The 14,988-nt window shown below is 62.1% G+C and carries 19 protein-coding genes and 1 pseudogene; 8 read left to right on the top strand and 12 right to left on the bottom strand.

Going from position 1 to position 14,988, the window contains the following annotated elements; all coding sequences use genetic code 11:
* Positions 1-3: 3 nt before the first annotated feature.
* The 8 genes from QCM77_RS15775 to QCM77_RS15740 all read right to left on the bottom strand — a co-directional run bounded on the left by QCM77_RS15775 (position 4) and on the right by QCM77_RS15740 (position 7,526).
* On the bottom strand, positions 4-2,952 hold the full coding sequence (locus QCM77_RS15775) for a formate dehydrogenase subunit alpha (protein WP_279684176.1): 2,949 nt from the start codon (positions 2,950-2,952) through the stop codon (positions 4-6).
* A 12-nt stretch (positions 2,953-2,964) separates the two neighbouring features.
* Entirely contained in the window at positions 2,965-3,174 is a 210-nt protein-coding gene (locus tag QCM77_RS15770; protein ID WP_279659656.1) for a twin-arginine translocation signal domain-containing protein, read from the bottom strand.
* Positions 3,175-3,204: 30 nt separating this feature from the next.
* Positions 3,205-3,996 carry a molecular chaperone TorD family protein gene (locus QCM77_RS15765; protein ID WP_279659657.1) on the bottom strand — a complete coding sequence of 264 codons (792 nt, stop codon included), beginning with the start codon at positions 3,994-3,996 and terminating at the stop codon, positions 3,205-3,207.
* Between the two features lie 135 nt (positions 3,997-4,131).
* Positions 4,132-4,752 (bottom strand): DUF3306 domain-containing protein, encoded by a 621-nt coding sequence (locus QCM77_RS15760; protein ID WP_279684175.1) that lies wholly within the window; start codon positions 4,750-4,752, stop codon positions 4,132-4,134.
* Positions 4,749-5,261 (bottom strand): DUF3305 domain-containing protein, encoded by a 513-nt coding sequence (locus tag QCM77_RS15755; RefSeq protein ID WP_279684174.1) that lies wholly within the window; start codon positions 5,259-5,261, stop codon positions 4,749-4,751. The genes QCM77_RS15760 and QCM77_RS15755 overlap by 4 nt, the downstream gene beginning before the upstream one ends.
* Positions 5,258-6,265 carry a DUF6352 family protein gene (locus QCM77_RS15750; RefSeq protein ID WP_279684173.1) on the bottom strand — a complete coding sequence of 336 codons (1,008 nt, stop codon included), beginning with the start codon at positions 6,263-6,265 and terminating at the stop codon, positions 5,258-5,260. The genes QCM77_RS15755 and QCM77_RS15750 overlap by 4 nt, the downstream gene beginning before the upstream one ends.
* Positions 6,262-6,810: a DUF6505 family protein gene (locus QCM77_RS15745; RefSeq protein ID WP_279684172.1), complete on the bottom strand. Its 549-nt coding sequence runs from the start codon at positions 6,808-6,810 to the stop codon at positions 6,262-6,264. The genes QCM77_RS15750 and QCM77_RS15745 overlap by 4 nt, the downstream gene beginning before the upstream one ends.
* On the bottom strand, positions 6,801-7,526 hold the full coding sequence (locus QCM77_RS15740; protein ID WP_279684171.1) for a biotin/lipoate--protein ligase family protein: 726 nt from the start codon (positions 7,524-7,526) through the stop codon (positions 6,801-6,803). The genes QCM77_RS15745 and QCM77_RS15740 overlap by 10 nt, the downstream gene beginning before the upstream one ends.
* Positions 7,527-7,703: 177 nt before the next feature.
* Here QCM77_RS15740 and QCM77_RS15735 point away from each other — a divergent pair, with 177 nt between their 5' ends.
* Positions 7,704-9,674 (top strand): 4Fe-4S binding protein, encoded by a 1,971-nt coding sequence (locus QCM77_RS15735; RefSeq protein ID WP_279684170.1) that lies wholly within the window; start codon positions 7,704-7,706, stop codon positions 9,672-9,674.
* 34 nt (positions 9,675-9,708) lie between these two features.
* Here the strand turns inward: QCM77_RS15735 and QCM77_RS15730 are convergent, their stop codons facing one another.
* Positions 9,709-10,998, bottom strand: a complete 1,290-nt coding sequence (locus QCM77_RS15730; protein WP_279684169.1) for a c-type cytochrome — start codon at positions 10,996-10,998, stop codon at positions 9,709-9,711.
* 70 nt (positions 10,999-11,068) lie between these two features.
* Positions 11,069-11,329, bottom strand: coding sequence for a hypothetical protein (locus tag QCM77_RS15725; protein ID WP_279659664.1), 261 nt, complete (start codon positions 11,327-11,329; stop codon positions 11,069-11,071).
* Between the two features lie 131 nt (positions 11,330-11,460).
* On the opposite strand from QCM77_RS15725, the gene QCM77_RS15720 reads away from it, so the two are divergent.
* From QCM77_RS15720 to QCM77_RS15710, 3 genes and pseudogenes are all read left to right on the top strand, one after another.
* Positions 11,461-11,736: a hypothetical protein gene (locus tag QCM77_RS15720; protein WP_279660000.1), complete on the top strand. Its 276-nt coding sequence runs from the start codon at positions 11,461-11,463 to the stop codon at positions 11,734-11,736.
* A 102-nt stretch (positions 11,737-11,838) separates the two neighbouring features.
* Positions 11,839-11,961, top strand: a complete 123-nt coding sequence (locus QCM77_RS15715) for a hypothetical protein (RefSeq protein ID WP_279659665.1) — start codon at positions 11,839-11,841, stop codon at positions 11,959-11,961.
* A gap of 163 nt (positions 11,962-12,124) precedes the next feature.
* Positions 12,125-12,312 (top strand): annotated as a pseudogene (locus tag QCM77_RS15710) (ABC transporter permease); the annotation flags it as partial.
* Positions 12,313-12,369: 57 nt separating this feature from the next.
* Here the strand turns inward: QCM77_RS15710 and QCM77_RS15705 are convergent.
* A complete protein-coding gene (locus QCM77_RS15705; RefSeq protein WP_247389927.1) occupies positions 12,370-12,579 on the bottom strand; it encodes a response regulator in 210 nt (69 codons plus the stop codon).
* Positions 12,580-12,948: 369 nt separating this feature from the next.
* Entirely contained in the window at positions 12,949-13,272 is a 324-nt protein-coding gene (locus QCM77_RS15700) for an antibiotic biosynthesis monooxygenase family protein (protein WP_279659666.1), read from the bottom strand.
* A 170-nt stretch (positions 13,273-13,442) separates the two neighbouring features.
* Between QCM77_RS15700 and QCM77_RS15695 the strand changes: the two genes are divergently transcribed.
* The 4 genes from QCM77_RS15695 (at position 13,443) to QCM77_RS15680 (ending at position 14,909) form a co-directional block, all read left to right on the top strand.
* On the top strand, positions 13,443-13,619 hold the full coding sequence (locus tag QCM77_RS15695) for a hypothetical protein (protein ID WP_279659667.1): 177 nt from the start codon (positions 13,443-13,445) through the stop codon (positions 13,617-13,619).
* Positions 13,620-13,658: 39 nt separating this feature from the next.
* Complete coding sequence (locus tag QCM77_RS15690) at positions 13,659-13,985, top strand: GcrA family cell cycle regulator (protein ID WP_279684168.1); 327 nt, start codon at positions 13,659-13,661, stop codon at positions 13,983-13,985.
* Between the two features lie 239 nt (positions 13,986-14,224).
* Positions 14,225-14,680, top strand: coding sequence for an RbsD/FucU family protein (locus QCM77_RS15685; protein ID WP_279684167.1), 456 nt, complete (start codon positions 14,225-14,227; stop codon positions 14,678-14,680).
* Between the two features lie 70 nt (positions 14,681-14,750).
* On the top strand, positions 14,751-14,909 hold the full coding sequence (locus QCM77_RS15680; RefSeq protein WP_279684166.1) for a hypothetical protein: 159 nt from the start codon (positions 14,751-14,753) through the stop codon (positions 14,907-14,909).
* Positions 14,910-14,988: the final 79 nt, after the last annotated feature.

The following is a 14,988-nucleotide window of genomic DNA, read 5'->3' as shown; positions in this document are numbered from 1 at the left end:
TCCTTATGCCGCTGCAATCTGGCAAAGAGTGACCTTCGGCTCCTGCATGCCCGTCGCGGGATCATATCCGTAGGTCGTGATGGTGTTCGCGCTTTCGCCGAGCACGATCGGATCTGTCCCCTTCGGGTAGGCACTGCGAAGATCCTTGCCTCCCAGCCAGCCGCCGAAATGGAAGGGCATCCAGGCGACGCCCTTGCCGACACGCTCGGTGACGAGCGCCTTCATCCTCGCCTTGGAATTGTTCTCGGCGCCGGTGACCCAGACCCAGCCGCCGTCCTTGACGCCGCGATCGGCAGCATCGGCCGGGTTGATTTCGATGAACATGTCCTGCTGCAATTCGGCAAGCCACGGATTGGTACGCGTCTCCTCCCCGCCGCCCTCATACTCGACCAGGCGGCCGGAAGAGAGGATGAGCGGGAACTGCTTGGCAATCCCCTTCTCCACCGCAGCCTTCTGCACCGAGAAGCCGATGTTAGGCATGCGAAACTGCTTGGCATCGGGCAGCGTCGGATATTTCTCGACGAGGTCGACACGTGGCGTATAGATCGGCTCGCGATGGACCGGAATCGGATCAGGCAGGCCGAAAGCGTTCATGCGTGCCTTGCCGTTGCCGTACGGCACGCAGCCGTGTTTGAGCGCGACCCGCTGTATGCCCCCTGAGAGATCGAGCGACCACGACACCGAATCCGGATTGGTCGGATTGACCTTCATGATCGTAGCCATCTCCGCTTCGGTGAGATCTGTGTCCCAGCCAAGCTTCTTCAGGCTCGCCAGCGTGAATTCGGGATAGCCGTCCTGGATCTCGGAATCCTTAGAGTAGGATTTGTCGGCCAGCAGGCTGACCTTGCGCGTGGACCCGTCTGGCAGCTTCTCCTCGCGCTCGATGCCGAAGCGCGGCCGGAACGTGCCGCCGCCGTCCATCACCGCGAGATTGGTGTTGTAGAGCAGCGGCGTGCCGGGATGCCGGACCTCCGGCGAGCCCCAGCATGGCCACGGCAGGCCGTAATAATCGCCGCCGACCTCGGGATCGTCCTTGGGGGCACGCATCGTCAGCATGTCGAACTTCGCCTGGTTCTTCATGTGCGCCTTAAGCCGCTCAGGCGATTGCCCGCAATAGCCGGTCGACCAGCTGCCACGGTTCATTTCGCGCAGCACATCTTCTGCTTCAGGCAGATTGTTCTCGACCTTGATTTTCTTGAACATCTGGTCGGCGAAGCCGAGCTTCTTGGCCACCAGATAGATGACCTCGAGATCGTCCTTGGATTCGAAGATCGGTTTGACGATCTGCTCGCCCCATTGCAGCGAGCGGTTCGAGGCGACGCGCGATCCCTTGCACTCGAATTGCGTGGCCACCGGAAGAATGTAGACGCCATCCTTGCGGCCGGCCTCGACCGCCAGCGATGCCCAGGTCGTGGGATGCGGGTCGGCAATGACAAGCAGGTCCAGCGCCTTCAGGCCTTTGAGAGACTCCGGAATGCGTGTGATGCTGTTGCTGGCGTGTCCCTGAACGAACACTGCCCGCACGTTGTCCTTCTGAGCGACCTGATCTTTCGGCAGCGTCACCGCCTCGAACCAGCGGGTCAGAGGAATGCCGGGAGTCTCCATGATCTGCTTGGAATCGAAGTGCGACTTCAGGAACTCGTAGTCAACGTCCCAGACCCGCGACCAGTGCTTCCACGCGCCCTCGGCGAGACCGTAGTAGAACGGCAACGTCACAATATCGAGCCCAACGTCGGTCGCCCCCTGCACGTTGTCGTGGCCGCGGAAGATGTTGGCGCCCATGCCCGGTCCGCCCACATTGCCGGTCAAGAGCAGCAGGATGCAGCTCGCCCTCACATTGGCGGTGCCGACGGTCTTCTGGGTCTGGCCCATGGCCCAGATCAAGGTCGACGGCTTCTCGGTGGCGAACATCTTGGCGACCCGCTTGAGCTGTTCGCCGGGAATGCCGGTGACGCGCTCCACCTCATTCGGATTCCATTTCTCCACTTCCTTGCGGAGATCGTCGAAGCCGTAGACGCGCTGCCTGATGAATTCCTTGTCCTCCCAGCCGTTCTGGAGGATGTGCCACATGATACCGTAGAGCACTGGAATGTCGGTGCCCGGACGCATCCGCACATATTCCGTGGCGTGCGCAGCGGTGCGTGTCATGCGCGGGTCGATGACGATGAAGTTGGCCTTTTGCAGCTCCTTGCCCTCGAGCAGATGCTGCAACGAAACCGGATGCGCCTCGGCCGGATTGCCGCCCATGATCATCTGGGTCTTGGCATTGCGAATATCGTTGTAGCTATTGGTCATCGCACCATAGCCCCACGTATTGGCGACGCCGGTAACTGTCGTCGAATGGCAGATGCGTGCCTGATGGTCGGTGTTGTTGGTGCCCCAGAACGCCCCTAGCTTGCGGAACAGATAAGCGCCTTCATTGGTCATCTTGGCCGAGCCGAGCCAATAAACGGAATCGGGACCCGATTTTTCGCGAATCTCGATGATCTTGTCGCCGATCTCGTTGATCGCAGTCTCCCAGGAGACGCGCGTCCATTGCCCGTTTACGAGCTTCATCGGATAGCGCAAACGCCGCTCGCTGTGCACCAGCTCGCGTACGGAAGCTCCCTTCGCGCAGTGAGATCCGCGATTGATGGGGGAATCCCAGCTCGGCTCCTGGCCGATCCAAACCCCGTTCAACACCTCCGCGGTCACGGTGCATCCGACCGAACAATGCGTACAGATGCTTTTCCTGACGGTGGCCCCGGCGGTCAGCGGACCCGCCATGGCGGCTTCTGCCTTGCGCACGCCGGAAATCGGCATGGTCCCGAGCGCCGCGAGCGCGCCACCCGCAACGCCGGACCGGCGCAGGAAGGTGCGGCGATCGAGACCGCCGGTCTGCCTTGTCAGGGTGTCCGCGACCGAGCCGCGGCGGTCGGATCCGGAATGCTCTTGTGTTCGCTTGATAAGCACGGGCAGCCTCCCTCAGGCGGGATAGCGGTTGACGCGGTAATAGGCCTTCACGTGATCGGATTCCTTGTAGCGCGCCTTGCGCTTCTCATCGTCATTCTCGCTGTCGGCCTGCGCGGAACCGACGAGTGGCGTCGCCAACGTGGCGCCAGCGCCTACCGTGCCGATGCCAACCTTGCGGAGGAAGTCGCGCCGTCCGACGATCGCTTTCTTGTCATCGCTCATCGCACCTCTCCCGGACCAGCCTGCGCATGGTCACTTCGCGAACGAAAATCCTTGCCTCTCGATCTCGATAAACAGGCGGCCGAACGTGCCGACTACGCGGTAAAACCTTGCGCTCGCCGCCTGCTCCATGTCGGCAAACAGCCGTCCCATCCAGGACGAAACGTGCTTCTCGAACAACGCACGCTGCGCAACGAACGGCGCTTCCAAGCGGCCATCAGCCATTCCGGCCATGATCTCGCAGAGGATGGCGGCATGATCCTCAGGTTCGGAATTGGCCTCGGCGCGCGCGATGCCGAGCGCCGCGAGATCGGTCCGCAAACGTGACAGCGGACGTTCGTTGAGGAAGCCGGTCAAATAGTAGGAGGCATAGGGCAGCAACTCACCGCGGCCGAGACCAACAAAAAGATCGAAATATTCGCGTTCGACCTGAGCTGCGGTCGTGCGCGAAGCGGCTTCCGCCAAGCCGGCGTGAGCCTGACCGAGTGGCGTGCCGTCTCCGCTCAAGCCCGTAAGCCGATCGAGCAAGCTCCTGGACGGCGCAGCCGCAAGCAAGGCGGCGAGAAGGACATATTCCTGCGCTCGCGCGACATCGATCGGATCGATACTGTCTTGCGATACCGTGCGTTCGTGATGGTGATCAGGATAGAGATCAGGCCGCAGTTCGGCCCGGGGAACACCTGTTGCAGCTTCCACCGCAATCACCCGCTGAGCGGGTATCTTGCTCCAGTTCGAAATCGAGGGCTGGCTGATGTGGATTTTGCGCGCAAGCTGGGCCACGCCGCCTGCGGCGTCAATGGCGCGATCAAGCCCGGCGTCACGCACATGGACCTCCGTTACCTGAGACCCTCGAGCGACCAATTTTACTTGCGCAACAAAGCGCTAGCAAACCCTAGACCTGGTTCCGCAGACGGTCAATCGCCGCTCTATAGGTTGAGGCTATAGCCATTGGTCGCAGCCCTAGCTAGGCAGGGCACCACCATGTACGCGGCGCGGAACAGTATCGGGTTCCATATCGGATTCCATGGCCGGTTGCGATGCAACGGGAGCTGCGATCTCCGTGGGGACGGCTTCATCAGGCATCTCTGTAAGCACAGCGGAGTGCACAATATCCCCATTCCGAACGTCCGAGGGCTCCTGCAATTGCGTCGGCGTGTCAGTCTGTGCCTCTGCGGCGTCATGCAGACCCCCGACGATCCGGTCGACCCACGCGGCCAGCTCCGCCTGCGAGCAATCGAGTGGTCCGAAGCCCGGCATGGCATTCGGATCGTTGAAGTCCCAGGCGTTCTCGGCGAGCCCCACGAAATCGCGGATCGCCGGGTCGGCCGTCCAGGCGCGGCGAAGAGCCGCTTGCACCAATTCCGGCGGAATACCTTTGCGCAGGAACGCGGTGATGTCGGTCCCGGCGGTGATCGCATCGATCGACGGCAAGCTCCCGATATCCACGTCCGGTTCGGCGTCGACCGCGGGGGATGGCACCGCGGCTTCACCGGCTGGCCCGGCTGTTTCCACCAGCGGAGCATTCGATTTTGACTCGCGCTTGCGGCGCGACCAACGTGCGAGAAACTCTTCCTCGGTCATTCTTGCCCGCCTTCGTGCTGCCGACGCGCCAAAGCCTCGGGATCGGCGCGCCGTCGTTCGCGTTTGACGAACTCTCTCTCGACGTGGTGTTCGGCAATGAAGCTTTCAATCACCTCGCGCACTACCTCGGGCATCGGTACGGCTTCAACCAGATTGTCAGCGGCCTCGGTAAACCCTTCTCCTTCCGCGGGATCAGCGGTCGCGGCGGCGATCGCATAAGGCCAGGCCCCCTCGGATGGGCTCAAGACCACCCAGATGCTCGGAGTACCGGAGGCAACATTGTCGCGGTAACGCGCGGTTTCCGACACGTACAGATCAACCGTTGCGCTCCCGGCATAGAACCAGGTCGTGCCGCCCTGTTCGCGCAAGACTGTCCAGGGCTCCGTGTCCGGTTTGTCTGGCAACACGGCGGCGCTCCGCCATATGAAATCGCCCCAGAACGAATCCGCCTTGCGCCGTTCGACGACGATGCCGACGGGGATACGCAGGATTGGCAGGGCAGCGCTCATGAGATGGCTTCCAGGCGCCTGGTCGGGAGTCCCGCCAACAGATTCTGCGGTTTCATGCGGAGCTTCTGATCGGCTGTCATCGCCAGCATCAGATAGACTGGCTCGCCCCGCAAGGTCTCCATGGCGAACTGAGGATCCGCAAAGGTCAGGCGAAACAGCGAAAGAACTCGCCCTGCGCTGGGCCCGTCGAGCTCCTCGTCGTGCCAAAGCCGATCGCCCATCTTGGTGGCGTCAGCGTCCAACCCAATATACCAAGCCAGCCTTACGTCGCGCAGTTCCGTCAGCGGTTCAATGGCAACATCGATCCCGAGCAGATGGGAGACCCAGCGTGTCATCGCCTGTGCCAGCGCGCGAGGGCCTCGCCCGCCCGCGGTGAGATCGAGGGCCATATCGAACTGGTCGCTACGTTTCCAATAGCTCTCGGCGTTTTCCTCGCTCAACACATCGAGCTGGGCGTCGGTCTTGGCGCCCAGCATCGAGATCAGCGACAAGATAGGCGTCGGGCTGCGACCGCCGACAACCTCTTCATCGCCAAGCAGCAAGGCCTGTTCATGCGGAAGGATCCGCTGCGGCCGGAAGAACAGCTCGGCGGCGCGCAGCACGAACGCATCGTCGTTGCCGTCGAGAGCATTGCGCAAGATCACGTGCACGAGGTGATTGATGAACAGCGGCGGCAGGTCGTTTGACGACGAACGCAGGACTGCAAGATACGCAGCTTCGAGCGTCGGGTGCCGCAGCATGAGATCGCGAAACCCCACCACGAAGCGCCAGTTCTCCCGCGCGTCCTCATCGGCGATCGCACCGACCTCGTCGGCTGCGACCGCTCGGCGCGGATCAGCAAGCATCTCACGATGCAGTCTTCGTTCCACCAGGCACGCGTCCTTCGGCGGCATCAGCTCGGGACGGGCAAAATAAGCCTTCAAGAATTCGTCGGTGACACGAAGCCCGCCGCTCTCGTCGCGATCGAGCAGATGATGGCCGCATGCAATCCAGAAATCACTCATCGGAGGGGTGGCTCCTGGCCTCCATCAAGATCGCCGTCGGCTTTGACATCATCCTCGAGTTCCATGAACGAGAACGCCTTGCCATGCCGCTGCCCTTCCCGCAGTTGCAGCTTGCGGAAGCCCTCGTGGACTTCGCCATCGCCCGCCGAACGGTGGACCGCAATGAGTGAGCTGATCGGGTGCGTGCAGAGCGACTGCGCAAAGGTGACTTCCTCTTCCGCAGCGGCCCTCGCAATTGCCATGTCCGGTGCGCCGAACCGATCAACGAGTTGCCTGGCAAGGAGTTCGATTAGCACCTGGCAATCGTCCTCAGTCGCCGGAACGATCTGCGCCAGCGTCGACCATCCCCAGGATTGCACGCCCAGAAAGCCGCTGCGGAAGGCGGCGCGCGCCTTTCCGCTCAGCTTCGCCGGATCCTGGTCGCAGAAGCGAAAGGCGCCGGAGACGGCCCACTCGCCTGGCATTGCCGTTACTTCGAACGTGAAGGTATCGGAGACATCGAGCGCGATGGTGCGCAGGAGTTTCGCAGCCTTTTTCACGACCATGGCCCTCCGAGCTTCGGATCGAGCCACGATGGCGTGGCGAGCGCCTTAACAAGGTCTGCCCGCTCGGTCGTATCACTACCCGTGCGGCGCGTGAGCAGATCGCCGCAATCATCGATGCGTCGAAGCGTTTGCCGCTCGCGAGGGATGCGGCTGAGATATTCGCGCGCGACGCTGTCAAATCCATCGACCTGCCAGCTGTCGATCGCCCGCATCAGATGCCGCGCAAAGCTCTCGGTCATCTGCACTGCGCCGGCCTCGCCGAACCCTTCTCCTTCCAGGGCGGAGGCAAGTGGGCGAACACCGGGATCACGATCGTTCATCATGACTGTCCGGATCATGGCCCCGAATACGAGCCAGCCCGGCGGCTCATCCTCGTCCGCGGATGCGGGCCAGCCAAGCCGTCCCCCTCCTACCAGCCCCCCGTCAATCCTCACCGCATCGGGCCAGCCGACCGCGACCTCCTTGGCCGGCGGCGCATAGGCGCGCAGGGCGTCCGTCAGGGCAACCATGCCGGCGTAAAAGGCGCGGCGTGCGGTGATCAGCCGCTCGGCCGGCTCCAGCACCACCGCGAACTCGGCGAGGTCGAAGCGTCCTACATAGACCAGCGTGCCAGCACCGCTTTTGGGTGCAATGCGGCATGCATGAGCGAACGCGTCTTCGCTCTCGCGCAGCCGGACCAAGGTAAAGGGCGGCGGCAATTGGATCTGTTCCGCCATGGAAGCGTGGCTGGTTGGGATCGACCGCAGGCCTTCCTCCACTTTCTCCTTTTTCCCGATTGACAATATCTATACGAGGCGAAGGATCGCTGCGAGTCCGTCATTCGTCGCCTTCTCGGAGGGATGAACCTGGAGCAGCCAGCGAAGACCATCCTGATTTGCTCGTGTGAAGACACGATGCGGCTTGACGTGGCCGCGATCAAGCGCGGATGCGGCAATGGTGACATCCGGAGTTTTCGTCACCTGTGCGGCGCCGAGCTCGACCACTTTCGCGCATGCGCGAAGGCAGAAGGCCCTCTGACCGTTGCCTGTACGTATCAGCAATCCTTGTTTGCGGAGGAAGCCGGCGATCGTTCCGCGCCGATCGCTTTCGCGAACATTCGCGAGACGGCAGGCTGGTCGACCGAAGGCGCGCAGGCGGGCCCCAAAATGGCAGCGCTGCTCGCAGCCAGCGCCGTGCAGGCGCCCGATTATCCGCTGGTCACGCTTGCGAGCGACGGGGTCATCCTGATCTATGGCAGGGACGAGGCGGCGATCGAAGCCGGGGGGCTGCTTGCGGATCACCTCGATGTGACGGTGATGCTGAGGGAGCCGGGCGAGATCGTCTCGCCTGTGGCAGCGCCCTTCCCGGTTGTTAAGGGAACGATCCGTAATGCCAGAGGACATTTTGGCGCTTTCGAGCTCACTATCGACGACTACGCTCGCCCGCGCCCCTCCTCGCGCGATCGCTACGTCTTTGAAACTCCACGCAACGGCGCCACCTCGCGTTGCGACATCGTCCTTGACCTATCGGGAGAGAGACCGCTGTTTCAGGCGCATGATCTGCGCGACGGTTACCTGCGGGCCGATCCCAAGGATCCGGGCGCCATGCTCCGCGCCGTCCTAAGCGCGCGTGAACTTGTCGGGCGTTTCGATAAGCCTAAATATGTCGAGTTCACGCCCGATCTCTGCGCCCATTCGCGCTCGAATCTGACCGGCTGCCATCGCTGTCTTGATCTATGCCCCACGAATGCGATCACGCCAGCCGGCAATCATGTTGCCATCGATGCCGAGATTTGCGCCGGCTGCGGCCAATGTGCCGCCGCCTGTCCGACGGGCGCCGCATCCTACGCGTTGCCGCCCGCGGACACCCAGCTTCAGACCATCCGCGCCATGCTGCTCGCCTATCATCAGGCGGGCGGATCGAACCCCGTCCTGTTGCTACACGACCGCCAACACGGCACGCCGTTGATCGACGCGCTGGCGCGGCAGGGGGATGGCCTGCCTGCCCACGTCATCCCTCTGGTCGTCAACGAGGTGACGCAGATCGGGCTTGAGGCTGTCATCGGCGCATTTGCCTACGGAGCGACCGCGTTCCGGTTTTTGCTCCGCGGCAAGCCGCGGCATGACGTGACTGGACTGACCCAAACGATCAACATGGCAGAGACCATCCTTGCGGGCCTCGGATTTGAAGGGCGCCGGGTCACTGCGATCGAAACTGACGATCCGGATTCAATGCGGGAGCAACTGTGGGGCATCAAGCGACTTGCTGCGGTGAAGACGCCTGCGACGTTCAAGACGGTCGGCAAGCGGCGCGACCTGCTTCGCTTCGCGTTGAGCGAACTGCATCGCCTCGCGCCGAAGCCGGTCGACGTCATTGCCTTGCCTCAGGGCGCTCCGATTGGCGCAGTGAGCGTTGATACCGATGGATGCACGCTGTGCCTGTCCTGCGTTTCCGTCTGCCCGACGGGCGCACTCCGCGACGATCCTGACCGCCCAGTGCTCAAATTCGTCGAAGATGCCTGCGTGCAATGCGGTCTCTGCCAGAGCACCTGTCCCGAGAAGGTCATCACGCTGAAGCCCCAGATCGATTTCCGCGCAGGCCGCGCGCCCGCGATTGTGATCAAAGAGGAAGAGCCTGCCCTTTGCATCCGCTGCGGCACGGCATTCGGCGTGAAGAGCACGATTGATCGCATCGCGGTCAAGCTCGAGGGCAGGCATTGGATGTATCCGGCGGGCGACAAGCGCCTCGACGCCATCAGGATGTGCGCGGATTGCCGCGTGATCGTGATGAGCGAACAGCGATTCGATCCGTTTGAGGGCGTGCCAGAACGCGCGCCGCCCCGAACCACCGAGGATTATTTGCGCCGGCCGGACAGCAAGACGTAGGCGCGACGTCCCTCGTCCAGATTAGGGCCCTCGCCTATTGCGAGGTCGCCCGGGCCAGGAAGTCGGTCAGTGCGCGGCGGTCTTCGCCCGATCCGATGCGCTGCTCCGGCATCTTCGTTCCCGGCGTGTAGACATTGGGCCCGACTTCAAACAGCTTAGCGACGGTCTCGGGGGTCCAGACGATATCCATCGTCTTGAGCGCCTCGGAAAAACGATAGCCGGGGATCGAGGCGATTTTCCGCCCGAACAATCCGGCAAGCGTTGGCCCTGCGCGTTGCAGCTCCTTGTCCGACAGTGTGTGACAGGCAACGCAGGCGCGAAAGACATCGGCGCCATGATCGCCCGCATAGGCGGCCAGCGGATCCGCTGATGTGCCGAACAGGTTCGAACCGACCGGCTCACCGCTATGCACATTCCAGCGCCGGATCTTTCCGTCCGCACCTCCGGTCACGAGCGTTGCTGCATCATGCAGGAACACGACGGACCAGACCGGGAAACCGGGTCCCACGAGTGTCCGCAACGCACTCCGCGACTTACGGTCCACAATGGCAACCGTGCCGTCGACGCCTGCAGCGGCGATCAGCATCCCATCATCGGAAAGCGCCAAAGCGACGATCGGTGCCGAGCCTGCGGCCACCTCGCCCGCCGGCTCTCCGTCCGCCGTCAGCATGCGCAGCTTGCCGTCAGCCCCTGCCGCGACGATCTCGCCACCGGGAGCGATGGCGACGGCATTCAATGGCGCCGGCAGTTCCACCATTTCAGGTCGGCCTTCCGGCAAGCGCCAGATGCACAACGCACGATCATAGCCGACGCTCACGAGCGACAGGCCGTCCGGAGCGAAGGCGACACCATTCACATTCTGCGCGTGACCTTCGAACACCCGGGAGGCGCCATCAGCCAAGGACCAAAGGCGCACGGTATGGTCCCAAGAGGCCGAGGCGAGGTTCGATCCGTCCGGTGCCACGGCGAGTGCCACGATCGGACCGGTATGCCCCTCCAGGACTTGATCAGGCTGTTGCCGGCCGGCCGTCCATACCGCAAGCCGGGCATCGGCCCCGGCGGTGATCATGCGGCCGTCCTGCAGCAAAGCAACGGCGTTAACGGCATCCGCATGATACCGCAGCACCTCCGCCGCCGTGTCGGTCTTCAGCGACCAGCGAATGCCGGACGTGTCGAAGCTACCTGACAACAGGCTGTCGCCGTCAGCCGAAACGGCGAGCGCGCGGACGGGGCCGCCGTGACCCGCAAGCTGCGCGGGCGCCGCCGACGCAGCAACTAGCTCCAGGAGGGTTGCGGCGACCCGGACGCACGAAGCCCATCCCATCAATCTCTGCCGACCATGCTTATGTCCGTGCCTTCAATGATGCCCGAAATAGATGTCCGCGGCACCACCTCTACTTCTCCGGCGCCACCACCTTCTTGGACGAGCCCTCGGGCGCCGCCTGCATCCCGGGCGGACTCTGGCCTTGCGGACTTTCGGCGGGCGCGCCGCCCGAACCCGTAGTGATCGGGCCCGTCCAGCCCTGTGGCTGCGGTTGGCCCTTCTCTTCGGAACGGGTCTGTGCTGCAGGCGACCCTGTCTTTCCAGACTTGGCGAGCGCACTATCGGAGGCCGCGACCGCTGCCAGGCACAGGATGGATGTCAGTGCCTTCACGGCGTGATCCTCCCTTGGAGCCCAGACTTCAACGAGGAAGGATCGAGATCGGTTCCTCGACGCGCACTTGGTTAGTTCGCCCATCGTGCGCATTCTTCACTTGAATGGCGGCCGCGCGGGTCCTAACTTTGGTGCGTTACGTCTTTGCTCGTCATGTCAAGGAAGACGGCATGCAAGGGCAATCGAGACCATGGCTGCGGATGATCTCATGGCTTCGCGCCGTGCGCGTGCTCTTGATCGCTCCGGATCCAGCCGCCCGAGAAGCTTCGCCCCTCCTCATCCTCACGGTCGTCGTGCTCATGCTGCTCCTCGCCATATTGGAGATGGATTTGCATAGCGCTGACCTTCAATCGCTGGGGTTAATGGGCGATGCATTTTCAATCGACCCTGTTTTCAAGAGCCCTTAAAGTCGACAGCAACGGCGGGCGAACTTGCGATCGTTCGTCACAGTTGCTCACAGGAAGCGGCATTGTTAGATGAGTACGGCTTGTAAGTGATGGAGGCTGCGCATGAAGGCTTTTCTGCTCGGTTGCGCTGCAGCCGTTGTGATCGCAATTGCAGCAATGGCGCTCTTGGATCAGGTGCAGGAGCCCGTCGCCCAGGCGTTCGCTACAACCGGTGTGCGCCTATAAGGCCGCCCGCCGCAACAGGCACCGCGGCGGCCCCTTGGTGCTGGGCTACTATCTCCACGAGATGGAGTGCGGGCTTGGATGACATCGCGACAAGGGGATCGGTTGTTGGAGCATTGATCACGCGCCAAGGACGGAATGCGGTCAGGCACATCAAGAACGACCGTTCTCTCAGGTGGCGATCGTGCTGTTCATGGCCGGTCTGGAGCAGCGCATCCTGCCCCGCGAGACGTTCAGCGGCATCCGCGAGAATATCAGCCCGACCATCACGGCGGCGGCAGTGATCCTGACGACGGTTTCAGTAGTCCTGCTCGCCACGATGGAGGCCTGCGGCGACGCGACGAACGGCTGGAGGATAACAAGCCTCGATCGAGGTCGCCACCCCGTACTCACGCAAGCTCCCACCGAGCATCATTGCGGCGGCTTCAGTTCGCCGGCGAGCCAGCCGACCGCATCCGTGTTCATTGGATCCACGACAAAAGAGACAGTTTCAGTGCGCTCGCAGGTCGAACATTCGAAAGTGCGCTCTTCGATTCCTCTTTGGCCGGGAGAAATGCGAGCCAACCCCATCCGGTGCTTGCATACCGGACACATCGGGCGCTCGTTGGTCGAGGCAGTCATCCATGGAACTCCTGGAGGAATGCAGCATGATACTTTCCGAACCAAGAGTCTTTAGCTTTTATAGCTTTTGTGCTCCCGCCCGCGTGCCAGGAGGAACGAGTCCAGTCGACCCGGGTTGACTCCACAGGTCCGCGCTCAAATGCGTGGCCTGCGTGGCTCCGCCCCCCAAGCCCCCCACAAGCCCCCAAAGGTGGGGCTACGCTCATGCGAGCGTATCGGCTTCGAACATTGTCCCTTACGCCGTCAGAGGATTGAGCTCCCGCGCTTACGCGGGATGAGGTCAGTCGTGAGCGCCGATTGTGGGTCAAACAACGCTGATCTACGACTCCGGCTTTTGTGCAGGATCTCGATGCAAGTGTGAAAAAACGCTTACTCGGCGTCCAGAACCTCGACAACTTCATAGAGATGGGGATCGATTTGATCGGTCAAGTTATCAAACTTACCCCACTCCTTACGAAAGCCCGGCGATTGGTGGGCAGAATGGAGCTGTTCGCGATTTTGCCATTGGATGTAGTTGACGATGCGCCGACCGTCGAGGCTTCGATGCAAGCTGATCGACACAAAGCCCGGCTGGCGCGCCATGAATCGGGCTCGATCGGCCATCAGCGAGAGCGCCTCCTTCTGCTTGGCCGGTTCGGCTTCGACGATAGTAATCTGCGTGACTATCTGACTACCTGTTTGAATACGGGCCATGAAGCCACTCCTTCTGGGCTCAGGTTCCTCTTGAGCTCCCTCCGCCTCCAATGATGCTCATTCCGAAGGTTTGAACGCCGGAGCGGTAGTAAGAGTTCAAATCGGGTACCATCTCAATCCGTGGTCAGGTTTTCGCATCCGGTCATTGGCATTTTTTGAGGAGGAACAACATGAAGCAGCACATCCTCGAGCTCTTTACTCCTGGGTTGATTGACTGGAGTCCGCTCGTGGTGATCGGCAACGCGATGCCGCCCCGCGATCCTGATGAAGACGAAGATGACGATGAGGAAGAAGAAGAGGACCTCGCCGACGAACCGCCGGTCGTGCGCGAGCCAGACGAAGACTAGACTAGCCGGTCGTTGGCAGCTGGCGTTATAGTATCTCCCATGAGATGGGATGAGAGAGACATAACGCTGCTCAAAGAACTCTGGGCATTGGGACACAGCGCCGCACAGATCGCGCGCGCACTCGGATGTAGCCGTAACGCAGTTTGCGGGAGGCTGACTCGATTGCGCCTGAAGCGTGGTCACCGGCCGCCAGCAGCAAAGCCCAGAATAAGGCCAGTCCCGAAGCGAAGGCCGGCGTTGTCCGCCGCCTGTGCCAGCCCGGTGGAAAAGAAGGTATCGAAACCGCTGGAGAGGCAGCAGCCGAATGAACTCAGCAAGCGCCAGCTTTACGCCATGCTGGCTGAGGCGGTCAAGAATACGGGCTAAGGGCTCATCGCGACATACAGCAAGACCGGGACGCGGCGAGGCCGTCCTCAACGGCTGACTTGCGCTCGCGATCGCGCGTTGAGCGCGATCGAAGAGGACGGTTTTGACCGCCGGGGTGCGGAGATCGATGCCGAGAAACACGATCCTTGCAAATCGTGGACGTCGATATGGACGACGGCACCGCAACGTCGGATAGTCAATCAATCCATGAAGCCTGATCTCGCCAAGGGAGACGCCGCATGCTGAAATCGATCGATCCGCTCTTGAATGCGGATGTTCTCTATGCGCTGCGGTCCATGGGGCATGGCGACGATCTCGTGCTCTGCGACACGAACTTTCCGGCCGACGCGGTCGCGCGCCAGACTGTGCTGGGGCGGCTGTTGCGCATCGACAACGTCACCGCAAGCCGCGCCGCGCGCGCGATCCTTTCGGTGCTGCCGCTCGACAGCTTCGTGGACAAGCCGGCATCTCGCATGGAGATCGTCGGCCAGCCCAACGAAATTCCGGCTGTGCAGAGCGAGGTCCAGGCCGAACTCGATGCGGCGCAAGGCCGATCTTTTCCGATGGCCTCAGTCGAGCGCTTTGCATTCTACGAGCTTGCGAAGAGATCCTATTGCGTGATCCAGACCGGAGAGCGGCGCTTCTATGGTTGCTTCGCCTTCAAGAAGGGCGTCATCCCGCCTGATGTGGCTTGAGGTAAACAGCTCAAACCGTCTGGACGGCGGTACGGCTGCACGAAGCGTCTGACATAAAAACGATGTCGAGGTGATGTCGCGCTCGCGGAACCTGCTCATTCACGGTCACCGCGACGATGATCGGCGCTGCGCAGCCTCGATCATCTTGCAGCGCGGCATTTGCGAAGACTCCGCGCATCGTTCACGCATCGACGGCACGCGCGGCCTCGAATTCACGCGCATTCGTTGACTTTGATATGCGCCGCTGCATACTCGAAGCGGCCTCTGCCGCCGTCGCCACGACGCGGAAGTCCGCCGAGCGTCGCGTT

It is taken from the genome of Bradyrhizobium nivariense (genome assembly GCF_029846695.2).
Lineage (GTDB): Bacteria > Pseudomonadota > Alphaproteobacteria > Rhizobiales > Xanthobacteraceae > Bradyrhizobium.
Note: the sequence above shows the minus strand (reverse complement) of the source record. Positions and strands in the feature narration are given on the sequence as shown.